Genomic DNA, 17,747 nt, shown 5'->3' with positions numbered 1-17,747 from the left:
CTATGATTCATCGTCCGTCATTTAAATACCGTACGTTTAGCGTATTTAATCATGTTTTTCTTATTCTGTTATCGCTTCTATGTCTGGCTCCGATGGTGCATGTACTTGCAATTTCGTTTAGCACCAGCACTGCCGCGTCTGCCGGTCTAGTCAAGCTATGGCCTGTCGATGCGACAGCGGCGTCGTATTCGTTTATTCTATCGAACTCTCAGTTTGTGAAGTCGTTCTTCATTTCGATAGAGCGCTGCGTGCTTGGGGTAACGATCAGTATATTCTTTACGATCTTGCTGGCTTATCCTTTGTCCAAGGAAGTTAAGGATTTCCGGTTTCGGACCTTGTACGCATGGTATTTCATGTTCACGGTACTGTTTGGCGGCGGACTTATTCCGTGGTATATGACGATTAAGATGTTCTCGCTCGACAACTCGATATGGGGATTAGTGCTGCCCGGAGCGGTTCAAGTGTTTAATGCCGTTCTCATGCTGAATTTCTTCCGCGGCCTGCCGAAGGAACTGGAGGAGTCCGCATTCATTGACGGGGCTTCGCATTGGACGACATTGTGGCGAATTCTTGTGCCGATTTCGATGCCATCGATTGCGACCATCTTGTTGTTCGCTTTTGTCGGTCAATGGAACTCCTGGTTTGACGGGCTGATTCTGATGAAGTCACCGGATAAATATCCGCTTGCTACTTATTTGCAGACGATCATTATCAAACCCGATTTCAACAAAATCAGCATGCTGCAGGCGAAGCATATGTCCGAGATTTCCGACCGTACGACGAAAGCCGCTCAAATTATCGTAGGCTCATTGCCGATCTTGCTTGTATATCCTTTCCTGCAACGGTTCTTCGTCAAAGGTATCGTTGTGGGAAGCGTGAAAGAGTAGCACTGGAATCATCATTCATTAGATTTGAGAGGACTGTTAATGAACATGCAAATGGAAAAGCTGGGACGCAAGTGGCGCATATTCGTCATTCATCATTCACATACCGATATCGGCTACACAAGAAGGCAAGAAAGAATTGAGCAATTCCATGTCGATTTCATTCGGCAAGCGCTGCAAATTACGAAACAAGTTGGACAAGGGCAGAAAGCAGAATGGAAAGGCTTCAAGTGGACATGTGAAACCTTCTGGGCTGTCGAGAAGTTTCTGGAGGAAGCGAGCGAGGAGGAAAAGCGTGACTTCGCGGATGCGGTTCGCAGCGGCGATATCGAGCTGTCCGGCACCTATCTGAATATGACGGAGCTCGCCGATTACGATTTGCTGCAAGCGATTCATTCCAAGGCTGCTGAGTATGGAAGGAGCATAGGCCGTCACGTGGATTCGGCCATGACGGCTGACATTAACGGATATAGCTGGGGTTATGGACAAAGTTTATTGGATTCGGGTGTGCAGCATTTATTCTCCTGCATCCATACGCATCACGGCATGTTCGCTTTGGGAAAGAAACAGACGCCTTTCTGGTGGGAGACGCCGAGCGGAGAGAAATTGCTTGTCTGGAACGGGGATCATTATTTCTTAGGAAATGAGCTGGGCATGAGTCCGGATGCGGTAGGCAGCTATATCATTCGCGATGAGTTCCATACGCCGGCGATTGTCAGCAACCACGATGAAATTATGGATACACGAATTGATCGCTATTTAAGTCTGCTTGAACAAGAGAACTATCCGTATGATTTCGTGCCGGTAACGGTCTCGGGCCTTGCGACGGACAACGGGGCTCCGAACGGAGCGATTATGGACGTCATCAATAGATGGAACGCCCGTCACGGGGAACAGGTACAGATTCAAATGGCGACTTTAAGCGAATTTTTCCAGCATTTGAAAAGTCAGCCGATCGATATTCCTGTCCATGCCGGGGATTGGCCGGATTGGTGGACGGATGGCGCGGGTTCGACGCCGATGCATACGCAAATCTTCAAGGATGGTCAGCGCGTGCTTCGCAAGGTGAAGAGGCTTGATCCGGAGCAGCGTATCGTAAGTCGTCGGGAACTTGATGAAATTGAGCGTCAGCTCGTCATGTACGCGGAGCATACATGGGGATTCCACACCTCTGTTAACCAGCCGTGGCACTTTAATGTTCAAATGCTTGAGGTGCGAAAACTTGCTTATGCCGCGAATGGAAGCCGCCTGGCTCATTCGGCGTTAGATAAAGTGCGTAATGCGCTGGGAGGCACACTGCTTCACCCAGGCCGCGCTCTTCGTTACCGCGTCGCGAATACGGAGCTGCAGCATTCCAGGCAGCTTGTAGAATTGGAATGGGAAGGCTTCGAGAATGAAATCTTCAAGGATGGCATCGAAGTCATCGATGAAAGCACGGGACTTGTCGTTCCTCATCAGCCCGGTTATCAAAGTGTCACGATCGAAGCTAGTCTTGAGCAAGGGGAGCAGAAGTCATTTAGACTTCGTCCGGCTAAGATGGCGAAGGCGAAAACAACGAATAATTATAGGTTGCTTGCCACAGATGGCGCAGATGATGTTGACGACATGTTTCCAAGCGGGCGAACGGAGAGCGCAGTTATCGCAAATCAGTTTTCGATAGAATCCCCATTTGTTCGTATTTGCTGGTCGGAAGAGGAAGGCATCCATTCTTGGATCAACAAGGAGACCGGTGAAGAACAGATTCGCGAAGACAGAAACCATGGGGCGTTCACACCTGTTTATGAAGTGACACCGGGCGTTTCGGCTCGCGGTTCTATGGGACGCAATCGGAAAGGGATGAACGTTCGACGTTCAGCCGGCCGCCTAGTGAAAGTGAAACTACTAGAAAACGGACCGATGTTCGGTTCAGTAGAGCTGCAGTTTGAGCTTCCGGGCATAAGCTATTATTCCTTATTCCTAAAGGTGTTTGCGACCATGAACCGTGTCGATGTCGCGGTACGGCTTCATAAAGATTCCGTCTGGGAACCGGAAAATGTCTATTTCTCCTTGCCGTTTACTTCCGGAGCAGGAAGCGAAGAGACGCTCTGGATTGAGAAAGCGGGTGCGCTGGTTCGTCCATGGGTAGACCAAATACCAGGCACTCTCCTAGATTTCACTTGCATTCAAGAAGGACTTGCATATGTGAGTGAGAGAGGCTCGCTTACGTTGGCCACGCCGGATACACCGCTTCTGCAGATGGGCACGCTGGAGTATGGCAAACGTCTGCTGCATACGCAGCAAACGGAAGATATGAAGCCTATGCTTTACATTTGGGCGATGACGAATTACTGGGAAACGAATTTCAAAGCGACACTAGGCGGCTTCTACGAGTTCCGCTATAGCTTGGCATGGAACGAGAATTTCAAATCGGCTGCCGAAGCAATTGGGCATTGCCATACCATGGGCGCTGGGCTGACCACTTGGCGCATTGGAGAGGACGAGTAGGATGAACGCGATTAAGAGAGTCCACGTTATTTTCAAAACGCATTTGGATATCGGGTTTACCCATATGGCGCAGGATGTGTTCGATCGGTATATGAACAGCTTTATCCCGCAAGCGTTGGAGTTATCCGAGAAGCTCGCGCAAGAGGATGGACCCGTGAAGTTCGTATGGACGACTGGCTCATGGTTAATCAAGCAGTATTTGAAAAATGCGTCCGAATCTATGCGCGCTCGAATGGAGGAAGGCATTCGAGAAGGTCGTATCGTATGGCATGGCCTGCCATTTACGACCCATACGGAAATTATGGATGAGCGTTTGTTTGAATATGGATTGTCACTGGCGCAGGAGTTGGATGAGAAGTACGGACGCAAGACGATTGCTTCCAAAATGACGGACGTTCCCGGCCATACGATCGCCATTGTCCCGATGATGGCGGAGCGAGGCATCCAATATCTTCACCTTGGCGTGAACCCGGTAAGCAAGAATCCGTCGGTTCCGAAGCTGTTCGTATGGCGCGCCGCGGATGGATCCGAATTGATTGTGAATTATGCCGATGCCTACGGCAGGCCCTTCTATCTGGAAGGGATGGAGGACGCGCTGTACTTCGCGCATACGGGGGATAACGATGGTCCACCTACGATTGAGGAAGTACGCGCGTTATATGAGAAGCTTCAGCATGATTATCAGGGCGCAGATATCGTAGCGTCAACAATGGATGCTTATGCCCAGAAGCTGCAGGTCATCAAACATCTCTTGCCGGTCGTTACGGAGGAGATTGGTGACTCCTGGATTCACGGCATTTCCTCTGATCCGTGGAAAATCGCCCGTTACCGCGAACTTCTTCGTTTGCGTGACAAGTGGGTGAGTTCCGGCGATCTGGATCCGCAAAGTGAAGCTTACGCACGGTTCTGTGAGGATTTAATGCTGATCCCCGAGCATACGTGGGGTTTGAATGAGTCTGTGTATCTGGTTGACTTTAGCAGCTATTCGCCATCTTCCTTGGCTGCCGCGAGAGAGCGGGATGTGATCGAGGACACGAAGTGGAAGAAGTTCGACTATCTCCGTCAGTTGGCGAATCCGACCCGTCGCTTCAGCGAAGTGGAGCGTTCATGGCAAGAACAGCGTGACTATTTATCCCGGGCTATTTCCGCTCTGCCGGAAGCTTTGGCTAGTGAAGCGGCGAGTGCGCTTGAGCAGCTTCATCCTTCTTCGCAACGCCAAGTGTTCGATTATGCCGAGCCTTTGCTGATCGGTAAATCCTATGAACTGGGAGCATTCCGCGTCACGTTCTCTTCCGATGGCTCCATCTGCTCTTTGATCGATGGAGGAGGGAAGGTATGGGCGGATGAAGAGCATCAGCTGGGCAGCTTCATTTATGAAACGTTCAGCAAGGAGAGCTATGACCAATATTTTAACGAATATGTAACCAACTTGCCGCTCCATCACAGCTGGGCTGAAGCGGATTTAGGCAAGCCGGGGATTGAGTTCGTTGATCCGAAGCCAGCGCACAGACTGTTTAAGGCGAGTGTTGAGAGGATCGAGTTGGACAGAAAGCCGGAGTGCGATGTTGTAAGCGTTGAACTAAAGCTGCCGGATTACGTGTGCGAGCATCACGGAGCTCCGCAACGGTTGAACATTCTGTATACCTTCCAGCGTAGTGCTCCGAGTTTAGATGTCCAGTTGGATTGGCAGGGGAAACAAGCCTGCCGACTGCCTGAGGCGAGCTGGTTTACCTTCTCGCCGCTTGTCGACAATCCGAATATATGGGAAATGGATAAGCTGGGACGTCGCATTTCGCCGTTGTCCGTAGTCAAGAACGGCAATCGAAATATGCACGGGGTTCAGTCCGGATTATTCTATTCAGGAGCGGATGGCACAGCGGTCATTGAAACGTTGGATACGCCCATCGTATGTCCGGGAGAGAAGAGAATTCTTCAGTTTGACAACAACTTCGCCCCGCTTGACGGAGGGTTTCACTTTAATCTCCATAACAATGTATGGGGCACCAATTTCGTCATGTGGTTCGAGGATGATATGAAGTACCGATTCCGTCTTACTTTGATGTCGAACGGATAAGGGATAGATACAAGCAAAGGGCGAAATTTGGTCAAACCATTTTCGCCCTTTTTTGAGAGGAGAGAATCTATGAACGCCCAATTTAATGCGGGTTCATTGTCTTTTGGTATAGATGAAGCGGGAAGATTAACGCGCCTTGAGGACGCGGTTCATGGTGCAGGGTACTTGGCTGGCCAGGGTTTTCCATTGCTTCGAATCGTAAGGAACGGAACAATCGAAAGTCCATGCCGCGCTGCATATGACGAAGAAGAGGGCAAGTTATCGCTTTATTTTGAAGGCAGCGGCGTGTGGGTGCATGTTACCATCCGTTCGAAGGAGCTTTACACATCATTTGAAGTTACAGAGATAACCGAATCAAATGAGGTAGACGCTGTTATTTGGGGGCCATACGAAACGACACTTGCAGGATCGATCGGAGAATCCGTCGGGGTGGTCCATAATCATAAATTCGCGGTGGGTCTTCTCTCACTAAACGCGAAAACGATAGGCGGATGGCCGTCAGAGCTGAAGCCGCTGGCATTTGCCGAAAGCCTCTATGAAGATGGAAAGTTCGAATATAACGTGTGCACGGCGTGGCCGACGAAGGAAGGCAGTCTGCTGCAGGCGTATGCAAGAAATCGTGCCAAGGCCGGCATTAGACCGGTATGGGGCATCAACGATATCGAAGTAGCTCCGTTAAATCACGAGGATGCCGCAATCGTGGGATCCAAAGTCGCGTTGTTCGGATGCGCTGCAGAGAACGTTCTTGAGATGATTGAAGCGGTTGAGCTTGGCGAAAATTTGCCGCATCCAACGATTGAAGGCGTGTGGGGGAAAGTGTCGCCTGCTGCGAAGCAATCGTATCTGATCACCAATTTCACCGAGGAGACGACCACGGAAGCAGTCAGGTACACGAAACAGGCTGGGCTCAAATACGTCTATCATCCTGATCCGTTCGCGCAATGGGGGCATTTCGTGCTAAAGCCGGAGAGCTTTCCGAACGGGGATGACGGACTGCGAGCGAGCGTGGCAGCGGCTGAATCGGCAGGCGTGCATGTCGGTGTACATACCCTTTCGAATTTCACGACACTGAATGATCCCTACGTAACACCGGAACCGGATAAGAGATTGCAAACCGTGGGAACGGCCCGTTTAATCGAAGATGTAAGTGAAGCCGAAACCGCCGAGCTGATCATTGACAACCCAAAGCCATTCCAAGTAAGTCTTTACCGTAAAACGGCAATCATCGGCAAAGAACTCATCGAATACGGTTCCGTATCGGAAAGCGCTCCATGGAAGCTTCTTGACGTCAGAAGGGGAGTAAACCGGACAGCTGCTGCCGGGCATACGGCGGGTTCTGAAATTAGCCGCTTATGGGATCATCCGTATAATGTGTTTTTTCCGAACATTGAACTGCAGGATGACTATAGCGAACGGATTGGCCGGCTTTTCCGGTACACAGGCTTGAAACAAATTTCCTTCGATGGCCTAGAAGGCTGCTACGCAACCGGTCAAGATGATTACGGCGTAAATCGTTTTGTTAAACGGTGCTACGACGGTTGGAATAACGAAGTGATTAACGACGCGAGCATTGTCGTTTCCAATTACTCTTGGCACGTATTTACAAGATTTAATTGGGGCGAGCCTTGGGGAGTGGCGACACGCGAAGGACAGCTGGAGTGGCGGCTAAGCAATCAGCGTTATTTTGAAAGAAACTTTATCCCTCCGATGTTGGGATGGTTTCTCATCCGCTCAGCATCGAATCGGTTCGAGGCTACGACGCCGGAAGAAATCGAATGGGTACTGTCGAAGGCGGCCGGCTTTGACGCCGGGTTCGCGTTATCTGCCGAAATGGCGGTGCTCGGTCGGAATGGAAATATCGACTCCCTGCTTGAGAGCGTAAGAAGCTGGGAGAGAGCGCGGCAGATCGGTGCATTCTCTCCGGAGCAGCGTGAGAAGTTGAAGGATCCCAAGAGTGATTGGCATCTTGAGGAGATAGATGAAGATCGCTGGAGCTTGTTTTCGATCCATCTATCAGCTCCGCTGGAATGCAGTACTGAAGAACTGCAGCCGGGTCAGCCGGGAGGCGCTGATTGGCCGTTTTACAACAAGCATGATGAGCAGCCGTTAAGGTTCTGCATGCGCGTTCAGTCAACGTACGGTAATGAGGAAGGCTTCATCAAGCGTCCGACGATCTGCGTGAATGGCACCTATCTGACGTTTGAAACGGAAGTGCGCGCCGGTGAATATTTGTCCTATAACGGCGAGCGCGTTGGCATCATAATGGACAAGAATTGGAATGTGCTGCGTACTGTGCAGGCTTCATCAGATGCTCCGATCGTTCGCGCAGGGAGTCAGACCCTTTCGTTCAGTTGTCAATTTGAGGGAGATCCGAAACCTTCTATAAGTGTTAAGATTTCGACCCGGAGTGCACCTGAACCGGTTCATACGGATTGGCGATAGGTAGTAAAAAGAAGGTACAGGGGACTCCCTGTACCTTCTATCTTTTGCCTTCTAATAATTAAACAAGATGTTCGTCGTCTGGTTGCCCTCTCCACGGTCGAGAAAGCTATAATTGACGCGATAATCATCAAACATCACATCCGTATCATTGATACTGTCATACTTATAGTTATTGTCTCGTGCTGTTTGCACAATGGAATCGGCTAGACCTGTGAGCGAATGGTCCGTTACACGCTCGATGAACCCTTGTGCATCAGCGATCACTGCCTCATTCTGATCAGGCAAGCTCTCAATCTGCACGAAGCTGGCGTAATCACTATATTCAGCTCCATTTGGATAATCGCCGTATTTAAACAAGACCTTATTTTCTTGACTTATTTCATACAGCGTATAATCCGATCGGGCCGTTTTCACTTTTATCGTATAGCCTTTTGTTTTCAAATATTGGGTTGCGGATTCGAGGCGGGTTGCCTTGGCATCTGTTTTGACAGGCTCTTGCTTAATAGGTTCGGCTTTACGCTCGATCTTAAGAAGCTCTGGATCCAGCTTCGTTCTCAGCACGGCGGAGAAAGGAGTAAACACGTAAAGCTGGCCGTTGTAATACTCCGCTGACAAGATGTTATAGTTGAACGAAGTGGATAGCCGTGACCAGATGATACCGTCTCTCGAGACTAGGATGACACCATCCCAGCCGACAGCGACGAACAACCCTCCCGTATACTGAATATCGTGTAACCCGGTATGCGGTCCACCTGCATCGATACCGCTGTTGTAGCGCACGTGGTAGCTCCAGGTCTTGGCGTCCTCCGACCGGAATAGCTGTACAACGTCGGAGTTAGCGTACATCATATCCGTAATGACTACGAACGAGCCATTGCCCCATGCCACACCTGAATAATCATAATCATTTTTATTTCCCGGCCATGGCGTCGCCTTCGTCCAATTTCGGCCGTCGTCCGAACGAACCGCCATTCCGTTCTCGCCTACAGCGAGCAGCGTCTTACCATTCCATGCAACGCCGCGGAAATTAAGATAGGGATTGGCCACGTATTTACGCCATGTCTTCAAATCCTTCGATGATAAAATAATTCCGCCTTCACCAACGACGTAGCAGGTATCTCCCGCCATAACAGCTTGAACGAGCGTCTGCTTTGTAGGTGAGATTAGCTTCGTCCATGTCAATCCATCGGTTGACGTCATCATCAAACCTTGCTGACCGATTGCAAAGAAAATTTTCCCCGTCCAGATGACATCAAAGAGCGGGAATTTTCCCTTCACACTGTTATATTGAAAGCTGCCGTTTGCGTTCACCACCGTAGAACCTCGCCAATTGACGGGCTCATTATTATCTTCTAACGTGGGTGTTGTGCCGCCGACAGTCACCAGCTTGCCGTTTGCTGCCACTGCACCGGTAAGAAATACTGGAGGAATCGATTTCTTAGGTTTGGTTACCCAGTTTATACCGTCTGCAGATTCATAGATCACATCATACCGATTGAGCCTATACTTCGATTTCTCATAGACAATGCCATCGATATAGAAGTCATTGCTTGGCACTTTTGACGTTGACCATGTCTTTCCATTGCTGCTTGTCATATAGACACGGTTATCCTGTTTAGTCTTTCCAAATACGAAGCATCTTTTCGGTAAACATCTAAATTGAGTCCAGTTTTTATTCGGTGTAGTAGTAACCGACCACTTGATTCCGTCCTGCGAAACAAGTATGGCGCCTTCTGCCGCGAGATAGAATGTTCCATTCATGTACTCCAAGTCCCAATAGGCTCCTTTAACGGGAACGGATACTCTCTTCCAAGTCAACCCGTCGGTCGATTGGAAGAGAGACTGTGCAGTCCTGGCGAGCATTAGTTTTCCATTCCACACAAGCTCCATGACACCGGTTTCGAGCTGCCCCGGATGAGCCGTCCATGTCACGCCGTCCTCGGAAGTCGCGAGAACGCTCTTAAATAGCTCCTTATAGGATCTGCCTGAACTAACCGCGACGAAACGCTTGCCCGTAAATACGGCATCCACAACATCGCTTATTTGGATGTGGGACGGAGTTTCCGACCAGCTCATTCCGTCGTTGGAGGTCCAGGCAGGAGTACCTTTCTCTGAGCTCTCTTCGTCAAATCCAACGAAGCGTCCTTTACCAAAGACGATTTTGCTGAGATCCCTCTCATTCTCGGATGTCGTCTTGTTAGCCCAATGGACGCCGTCCTTCGATGTATACTGACTTGTGCTGACGTAAATTCCGTTCCCATAGGCATAGTAGTGAGGTTGAATGGGCGCATCATCCCCGTATAAATACGACCAGTCCGTCTGCAAAACTTCCATCGTCGCCTTCCCTTCAGCGTGGACAGGTTCAAATGCGAGGGCTGGCAGTAGTGAGAATATGCCCAGAATCGTGAGCAGAATGACTTTGTTAAACGTTTTGCTCAGCATTGCTTAAGTGCCTCCTTCTAGTTGATTGTGATCCTATAATTCCAAAATATGATAAACCTAACATTCGAAGAGTATATCAAAATATGTCAATATTGAACAGTTTTTGTAGAAAAGCAGAAGGGCTGCACTCGGTAGAGTGCAGCCCTTACAGTGTGTCGAGAAACCCACGTTTGATATAATTGTACACTCGCGATGAGCGCATGCTTTGTCGTATTCCAACTCTAACGGTTGTGACAGTGGTTATTTGGCATAAATAGACCCTTTTCAAATTGTAACGGTTGCCAGCGAGCTTATTTGAACATTTGCCACTAGGAATCGACCCATTTGCTGCAAATAACGTCTGTCACAACCGTTAGCCTTTCAATAAGGCTTATTTTCATCAAATAGCCACGCTGACAACCGTTAAAAATTTTGTTCATGAAGCATATTAAAATGGCTGCACTCCTAGAGTGCAGCCCTTACATGCTTTGAACGAACTGATGGTTTTGCTGTGTTGATCGCTCGCGGAACGACTAACAAAATTTTCCTTACTCGAGGAATGAACGATTTGAGCCGCCCAATGCTCTTAGAGAAAAGAGAGGTGAAGACATGCTAGTGGTGAACGAGGTGAAAAACGCACAAAAAGGGGACAAGGAGGCTTTACTGAAGCTGATATTAGCCGAGAAAGACGCGTATTATCGGCTTGCTTATTCATATATGAGGAATGAAGCGGATGCGATGGATGTTCTCGAGGATATGATCGTGAAGCTCTACGAGCAAATTGGTCAATTAAAGAAAGAAGAATCCTTCTACTCATGGAGCAAGACCATTCTGGTTAATCGATGCAAGCAAGCGCTGAAAAAAAACAAAACGGTCATACCGCTTGAAAATCCGCTTGAAGATCGTAACGGATTCAGCAGCCAAGCAGGGATGTCCGATTACCGTCAAGTAGAAGAGCAACTGGATCTTCAATCGCTGATGGTTCAATTAAATGACGATCAAAGTGAAGCGATACGTCTCAAGTATTATCTTGATCTAGATTACGGGACGATTGCCACGTTGACTCGCGTTTCACCGGGAACGGTAAAATCAAGAATTTTCGAGGGATTGAAGAAGCTGAGAAGGCTATATGGGAGGAATATAGATGAGCAACATTGAAGATCGGTTGTTGGATGAGAAAGTGCGCCTAAGTGAACTTGCCGCTCCCGAAGAGCTGGAAGCTAGAATGAGAAAAGCGTTGCATACCGCAGTTCCCAGAAGAAAAGTGATGCGGAATGTAAAAGGCGTTTCGAGAATCGCTGTGGCCGTCCTTGCGATTATGTTTTTCGTAGGCAATCAATATCATGCGTTAGCCTATTATGGGATGACGCTGCTGGGCTTCGACGGAGTCGTAGACGGCACCTTAAGTGAGTTGAACAAACAAGGGAAGGGGCAAACGCTTAACGAGCAAGCCCAACTCGCAGACGGAACACTGCTTACGGTTAACGGACTTATGTCGGATGAAAATCAGATTATCGTGTACTATACCTTGAGTAATCCGAATGGATTCCAGAGTTACGACCTATTTAATCCTATTGGGATCAAAGGTTTTCGAACGGATTCCCGACTTATATCGGGTGGTTCCGGGCCAATCGAAGGGCAGACCGAGGCCAAAGGATTCGTGACTTTCGAGCCGGTCAGCCCGCTTGCTAAGAAATTAACGCTTAGGTACTGGGACGAGCTTCCGGAGAAAGATCAAAGAAGGGAGAAACAAATTACATTCCCTTACCACCCTGACGAAGCGATGACTACCAAGGTCAAACAGGACGTCAATGTTATTATGGATGGCAAGACGATATTCATTGGTACGATTACCGCAACACCGACAATGACTTTGATTGAGGGTACATCTCAACCAGAACTAGGTATCGGTATGGACGGATTTGATCTGATTGCAAATGGAGAATCGGTGCATCAGATCTCCGGTGAAGTATCGCACCGAACTCATGCATTTACGATGCGCTTTCCTGCCTTGCCGGCCAATCTTCAATCCGTGCAGCTAATCATTAAGAAAACCGGCGACACGGTGCAGATTCCTGTTAAGTGAAATATGGGAGGATTTAGTTCAAACGTCCGTTAACTACAGACTATCATTTCCTAACCTAGTTCGATGTTATCGAACTAGGTTTTTTCTTTTGAGTGAATTTAGCAAAATCCCATTTACAACAACTGTCCGTATAATGAAACAAACAAGCAGTTTTGACTGGAAGAAGGGTCTTAACAATGAAAGACAAATGGATGAAAACAACCTCGGTTACCCTAACGCTTGCTTTATCGGTGACGTTAGCCGCGTGCGGTGATTCCGGTTACGGAACCAGCAGCGGGAAAGCCGCAGAACCATTAATTATCGACTGGCTTGGTTACGATTCCAATGCACAAGTTGAAAATCCGGAAAGCAACCCGGTCGTAAAAGCCGTAGAAGACCGGTTCAACGTTACATTCAATCTTTGGTATGCGGATTCCCAGAAATGGGACGATACGTTGAATGCGCGCTTCGCATCCGGTGAAATGCCGGACTTCATAAAAATAACCAGTGTGCACTATTTGCCGAAGCTCATCGAACAGGATATCGCAGCTCCGATCGACGAAGCGCTAATTCGCAAATATGCGCCGAACTATGCGAACTATATCGATACGTTCAATAAAAGTGCGTGGGAATTCGGTAAAGTGAATGGCAAGCTGTATGCTCTGCCAGGCACTAATCCGCGTTCCGTCTATCCGACAGCCGTTATTTGGAGACTGGACTGGCTGGCCAAGGTAGGCATCACGAAAACGCCGGAAACGATTCAAGAAGTAGAAGCTGCTCTTAAGAAATTCCGAAATGACGATCCGGACGGCAACGGCAAGAAAGATACGTACGGCATGTCCGACTTCGCAATTCCAATGATCATGGGCGCCTTTGGCCGTCCAGCATTCGACGACGTCAAAGCGGCAGCCAAAGAGCCTGGGCGGTCGCTGCTGCCGATGTTGAAGGATGGCAAAGTTGTCACCGCGGCTACGCAGCCCGAAATGAAAGAAGCGCTTGCGCTGCTCAGCAAATGGTACAAAGAAGGTTTAATCGATCCGGAGTTCCTGACTTCCGAGAATACGACGGGATATTGGGCGGAATCTCAAACGTTCAATAACGGTAAAATCGGTTTGACGGGCAAAGGTATGTTTTACCATTGGCGTAATGTACTTGAAGAAGGAAATCCAAGCGATCATTACGGAGGTCAATACATCAACTTCAAGAAATCCCAGCCAAACGGCGACATTGCCTTTGGTAAGGCGCCGATCGGTCCGAATCATGTATCCGGTACGCCTCAATGGGCTACGTTTTCCAACTCCTACATCTTCACGACCAAAGGTGCCAAGAATCCGCGAGTTGTGGAAACGACGCTGAAGATGATAGATGCACTCTACACGGATTACAAGTACTTCCTGACGGTGACCCAAGGTGTGGAGGGCACGGATTGGAAGCTAGACGGCGATAAATTTGTCAACATGGACAGGGACCCTGCGAAGAATTTGAACGCCAAGGGGTGGAACGTATTCACGCCGACCGGAGGGGGCTTCGTAGCCAAGCGGGATCGCTTCATCTTCGATTTCGCCGAGGAGAATGCGAAGACAGAAGGCTACGAACCATTGGCCGTAGTCTCGACGGACGCATTTGCAAAATTGGGCAACACGCTGGCACAACTGACCGTTGAAACGTACTTCAAAATCATTACAGGTGCCGAACCGGTTGATGCTTTCGACGATTACGTGAGAGCGTTCTATAAGGATGGCGGAACGGAAGTCGAAGCACAGTGGACGGAAGCATATAACCAAATGCTAGGCAAATAATTGATCAAATAGTAGAGGGGGCGGCAGAGATGAGATTGCTGAGAGAGATGACATTTTACAGGAGACTTCAGCTTTCTTTGCTTTTGCTAGTCCTCTTACCTATGGCTGGAAGCGCAATATTCGCCTACTATTATATCCAGCATAATATTAACCAGAGCATACACGAGCGGAATAACGCCTATCTGCAGCTGCTGTCCGGGCAGATAGGGAAGTCCATCGACATCATGGAATTCTCTACCCGGTACATGGTTCAGGATAATGCGATCTTAAGCCGAATGGGGCTGCTAAAGGATGCAACGGCCATTACTACGTACGATCAGTTTGAAAGCGCGGAGGAGATAAACTCTTCTTTCCGGTATTCTGTCGACAAAGATTTATATAACCACATCCAATTCATGATCGTGAACCGTAAAGGATTAATTATTCATGACCAGATGCCTACCGAAACCTATGCGCAAATGCTCAAGGATCTACCGATTACGCAGAGCAGAGTAAATACGCACAACTTCACGACCTTTCAATTTCTCGGAGGCGTATTTGCTACCGGGCTTCAGTCAGATCTGCCGAACAATTTGTATTTCTGCCGGGTCATTCGAGATCCGCTGAGCGGCGAAGAACTTGGGATCGTTTATCTTGCCTTGTCGCAATCGTATTTTCAGAAACTCTTCTCAGAGCAGCATTTGGGGGTTATAACGCTATTTGATGCGAATGGCCAATATGTGGCAGGCGATACTGACGTTTCTTATGTCCCGCCAAGAAAGGATTCCAATCATCTCCGCAGCGAATCTTTCATTGAGGGCTACAAATGGAAGTTAATTTTCGAAACGCCTGAAGCTCAAATTGCCGGCCGGCTCAATCGAGCTTACATGCTTGCTGGCAGCTTGGTGGCTTTGTTTCTTATTATTTTCGGACTATTCTCGGTTGTGCTCGCCCGAAGGCTGCACCGCCCGATACGCAAGCTTAGTTTGATTGCCATGCAAGTCGGTGAAGGTAATTTGGACAGTCGGTTTCCGGAACAGAGCCCAGATGAGTTCTCTCGTCTAGGCGGGACATTGAACGATATGTTGGAGCAGATACGCGAATTGATCGCAAACAACAGACGGGAACAAGAACAGAATCGAGTCTTAGAACTGCAGGCGCTTGCTTCGCAAATTCGGCCGCATTTTCTGCTCAACACCTTGAATTCCTTCAAGCTTAGCCTAGGATTGGCAAAGGATGACTTCCATAGCGGCAAAATGCAGTCTTTGATGCGTCTCCTGCGAGGCTACCTGCACATAAGCGAAAATGCAACGCTGCAGCACGAATGCAAGCTGCTTGGCGATTACGTAGAGATCATGAAGATGCGAAATCAAATGCTGCTGGAGATCGATATTGTCTTGTCGGATGATGCCAAAGTGTTCGATTTGCCGAAACTGCTGCTTCAGCCGCTCATCGAAAACGCGATCGTGCACGGCTTCGCCGATCGGAGAGGACAAGCCCGCATTGAGGTAAGAGGTGAAATCACCGATGGTATACTGACTGTCACAATTCAAGATAATGGAGTCGGCATGCCGCAAGACCGGATGGATGCATTAAATCGGCTGCTTTCAGGATGGGAGCCGGATGCACCGGCGCAATATGATAGAGTCGGCATGTATAACGTCATGCAACGGCTGAGGCTGCTCTATGGCGTTCAAACGTCCATTGAGCTGAAGACGAACAAAGGGCCAGGTATGACGGTCATGTTGCGCATTCCTGCGCTGCTGCAATAAGGAGGAACTTTAGATGCACCGCGTAATGACGATTGACGATGATGTTCTCGTACTGAGATATGTGCACGACCTGCTGGATTGGCAAGCATTTGGTCTACAGATCGTATTTGAAACCTACTCAAGCGTACTGGCGTTGGAATATTTCCAGAAGCATCTCCCGGATATCGTCGTGACGGATATCGGGTTACCTCAAATCGATGGGCTGGAGTTAGCCCGCAAGTTCAGGGCTATTAAGCCGGACGTTGTTCTTATCTTCCTCACTTGTCATGAGGAGTTCCAATATGCCAAGCAAGCGTTCCAATTGGAAGCCGTGGATTATCTGATCAAGGACGAGTTGACTGCGGAGCAGTTAAGGAACAGTTTGCTGAAAGCGGTCAAGCTTCTTCAGATTCAGAAAGTGAGTCAAGAAGAGAAGCCCTATAAAGAAGATCTTTCTCGGCATCGAGATTTGCTGAAAATGTCGTTCTTGGACCGGTTTCTGAGAGGGGACCGTTCGAAAGAAAACATGGATTACGGGAGCCGGTTAGGTATTGCGTGGACGCAGCCAAGGTTTATCGTGGGGATGCTCTTTCCGTATTACTCTTCTTATGAGCCACGTTATTCCTATCAAGATTCGCTTGCTTTGTACGGGGTGTATAACATTGCAGAAGAATTGCATGGCGATTTCGAAGGGATGACCGTTATTCCTGCGAAGGATGGCGTTATGCTTATTTACAACTACGAGCCGTCGCTGCATGTCAGTGCGACGGAACGGTTCCGCGAGCTTGCTTCAGAGGTCATGGAGAAGTGCGGCGCTTATTTAAAGCTGCGTCTTTGCCTGAATTATGTTGCCCATGGCAAGGGTCTAGAGGAACTCGCGCAGGCGGCACGTATCGTGAAAGAAAGGACAATCGTGACCGCGTTCTATTCCGTTGCCCCCATTGTGGAGATCGGATTATCCAAGGCGGAAATCGGCGTGAATGCGCAGATCCTCCTTCAGTCGTTATTCGATGCCTTGGCGGCAGCGATCGAGGAATGTGACGCAGTCGGCATCGAGCACCACCTTAATCAGCTAGCCACGATAGCAGCGAATAAGCGGATCGATCCGGCTTCGTTCTTAAAGTCATTGCAGGGAGTTATCAAGACGGCGGATAAAAAGTCAGTTTCACCGCTGCAAGAAATTGAAGGAATACTAGAATGCTTGCAAGAGGTTGCAAGAGCGGAGGATGCGATTCTGTTGGTCAAGCAGGCATTGAAGCGGCTTTCGATAACTGATGATGCGACGTTATCGGCGAACGAGTGCAATTTCAAGCTGCAGGTTATCAATCAGTACTTACTGGAGCGCTTGTCAGAGAATGTTACTTCCTTAGATGTTGCGAAATTTCTGCATCTGAATCCAAGCTACTTCTCCAGGTATTTTAAGAAGCTGACCGGTGTGACGTTCACGGACTATATGCACAAACACAAAACGGAGATGGCCTTTAAGCTCTTGGAGCGACCAGAGGCATCCATCGAAGGGGTGACCGCCGCGCTTGGTTTCTCTGACCGCAACTATTTCTCGAAGATCTTCAAACGATACACGGGTATGACGCCCGGCGAATATATGCAGCAGAGGCGGAGGACTTAGCGAATCTCTTCGCCTATTTCCTATGAAAACTGTTATAAGTGATGTAATTCACTGTGACAGTTTTTTTTCACTAGATCATTACTACTATGCCTTTCAAAGAAGTCAAAATCATAGGGAAGAAAGTCAGAATCGTCATTACAAAGGCTGGATCTACTCGCGTATTATGAGATGGTCTATCGGAATGTGACGTTGTGTCAATAATTTTTTAATAGTAATAGGAG

Annotated in this window: 10 protein-coding genes; 9 read left to right on the top strand and 1 reads right to left on the bottom strand. The window is 48.7% G+C overall.

What is annotated here, in order from left to right:
• The first annotated feature begins 2 nt into the window (after nucleotides 1-2).
• The 4 genes from AC506A_RS13210 to AC506A_RS13195 all read left to right on the top strand — a co-directional run bounded on the left by AC506A_RS13210 (nucleotide 3) and on the right by AC506A_RS13195 (nucleotide 7,884).
• Nucleotides 3-887, top strand: a complete 885-nt coding sequence (locus AC506A_RS13210; protein WP_494820279.1) for a carbohydrate ABC transporter permease — start codon at nucleotides 3-5, stop codon at nucleotides 885-887.
• Between the two features lie 39 nt (nucleotides 888-926).
• On the top strand, nucleotides 927-3,368 hold the full coding sequence (locus tag AC506A_RS13205) for a glycoside hydrolase family 38 N-terminal domain-containing protein (RefSeq protein WP_495461454.1): 2,442 nt from the start codon (nucleotides 927-929) through the stop codon (nucleotides 3,366-3,368).
• A 1-nt stretch (nucleotide 3,369) separates the two neighbouring features.
• Nucleotides 3,370-5,442, top strand: a complete 2,073-nt coding sequence (locus tag AC506A_RS13200; protein WP_495461453.1) for a DUF5054 domain-containing protein — start codon at nucleotides 3,370-3,372, stop codon at nucleotides 5,440-5,442.
• Between the two features lie 69 nt (nucleotides 5,443-5,511).
• Nucleotides 5,512-7,884 carry a hypothetical protein gene (locus AC506A_RS13195; protein ID WP_495461452.1) on the top strand — a complete coding sequence of 791 codons (2,373 nt, stop codon included), beginning with the start codon at nucleotides 5,512-5,514 and terminating at the stop codon, nucleotides 7,882-7,884.
• Between the two features lie 51 nt (nucleotides 7,885-7,935).
• On the opposite strand, the gene AC506A_RS13190 is transcribed toward AC506A_RS13195, so the two are convergent.
• The gene (locus AC506A_RS13190; RefSeq protein WP_495461451.1) at nucleotides 7,936-10,326 is read right to left on the bottom strand and encodes a hypothetical protein; all 2,391 of its coding nucleotides are present in this window, start codon (nucleotides 10,324-10,326) and stop codon (nucleotides 7,936-7,938) included.
• 588 nt (nucleotides 10,327-10,914) lie between these two features.
• On the opposite strand from AC506A_RS13190, the gene AC506A_RS13185 reads away from it, so the two are divergent.
• The 5 genes from AC506A_RS13185 (at nucleotide 10,915) to AC506A_RS13165 (ending at nucleotide 17,526) form a co-directional block, all read left to right on the top strand.
• Nucleotides 10,915-11,463 (top strand): RNA polymerase sigma factor, encoded by a 549-nt coding sequence (locus tag AC506A_RS13185; RefSeq protein ID WP_495461450.1) that lies wholly within the window; start codon nucleotides 10,915-10,917, stop codon nucleotides 11,461-11,463.
• Nucleotides 11,450-12,391, top strand: a complete 942-nt coding sequence (locus tag AC506A_RS13180; RefSeq protein WP_495461449.1) for a DUF4179 domain-containing protein — start codon at nucleotides 11,450-11,452, stop codon at nucleotides 12,389-12,391. The genes AC506A_RS13185 and AC506A_RS13180 overlap by 14 nt, the downstream gene beginning before the upstream one ends.
• 176 nt (nucleotides 12,392-12,567) lie before the next feature.
• A complete protein-coding gene (locus AC506A_RS13175) occupies nucleotides 12,568-14,169 on the top strand; it encodes a type 2 periplasmic-binding domain-containing protein (RefSeq protein ID WP_495461448.1) in 1,602 nt (533 codons plus the stop codon).
• A gap of 29 nt (nucleotides 14,170-14,198) precedes the next feature.
• Entirely contained in the window at nucleotides 14,199-15,920 is a 1,722-nt protein-coding gene (locus tag AC506A_RS13170; protein ID WP_495461447.1) for a sensor histidine kinase, read from the top strand.
• 13 nt (nucleotides 15,921-15,933) lie between these two features.
• Entirely contained in the window at nucleotides 15,934-17,526 is a 1,593-nt protein-coding gene (locus tag AC506A_RS13165) for a response regulator transcription factor (protein ID WP_495461446.1), read from the top strand.
• The last annotated feature ends 221 nt before the right edge of the window (nucleotides 17,527-17,747 follow it).

The sequence above is a fragment of the Paenibacillus sp. N22P23 genome (assembly GCF_059383735.1).
The sequence above is the reverse complement of the archived record's forward strand: the minus strand, read 5'-3'. Positions and strand labels throughout refer to the sequence as shown.

Coding starts and splice junctions, on each gene's coding strand:
- AC506A_RS13210 (WP_494820279.1), top strand. CDS start 3: ATGATTCATCGTCCGTCATTTAAATACCGTACGTTTAGCGTATTTAAT.
- AC506A_RS13205 (WP_495461454.1), top strand. CDS start 927: ATGAACATGCAAATGGAAAAGCTGGGACGCAAGTGGCGCATATTCGTC.
- AC506A_RS13200 (WP_495461453.1), top strand. CDS start 3,370: ATGAACGCGATTAAGAGAGTCCACGTTATTTTCAAAACGCATTTGGAT.
- AC506A_RS13195 (WP_495461452.1), top strand. CDS start 5,512: ATGAACGCCCAATTTAATGCGGGTTCATTGTCTTTTGGTATAGATGAA.
- AC506A_RS13190 (WP_495461451.1), bottom strand. CDS start 10,326: ATGCTGAGCAAAACGTTTAACAAAGTCATTCTGCTCACGATTCTGGGC.
- AC506A_RS13185 (WP_495461450.1), top strand. CDS start 10,915: ATGCTAGTGGTGAACGAGGTGAAAAACGCACAAAAAGGGGACAAGGAG.
- AC506A_RS13180 (WP_495461449.1), top strand. CDS start 11,450: ATGAGCAACATTGAAGATCGGTTGTTGGATGAGAAAGTGCGCCTAAGT.
- AC506A_RS13175 (WP_495461448.1), top strand. CDS start 12,568: ATGAAAGACAAATGGATGAAAACAACCTCGGTTACCCTAACGCTTGCT.
- AC506A_RS13170 (WP_495461447.1), top strand. CDS start 14,199: ATGAGATTGCTGAGAGAGATGACATTTTACAGGAGACTTCAGCTTTCT.
- AC506A_RS13165 (WP_495461446.1), top strand. CDS start 15,934: ATGCACCGCGTAATGACGATTGACGATGATGTTCTCGTACTGAGATAT.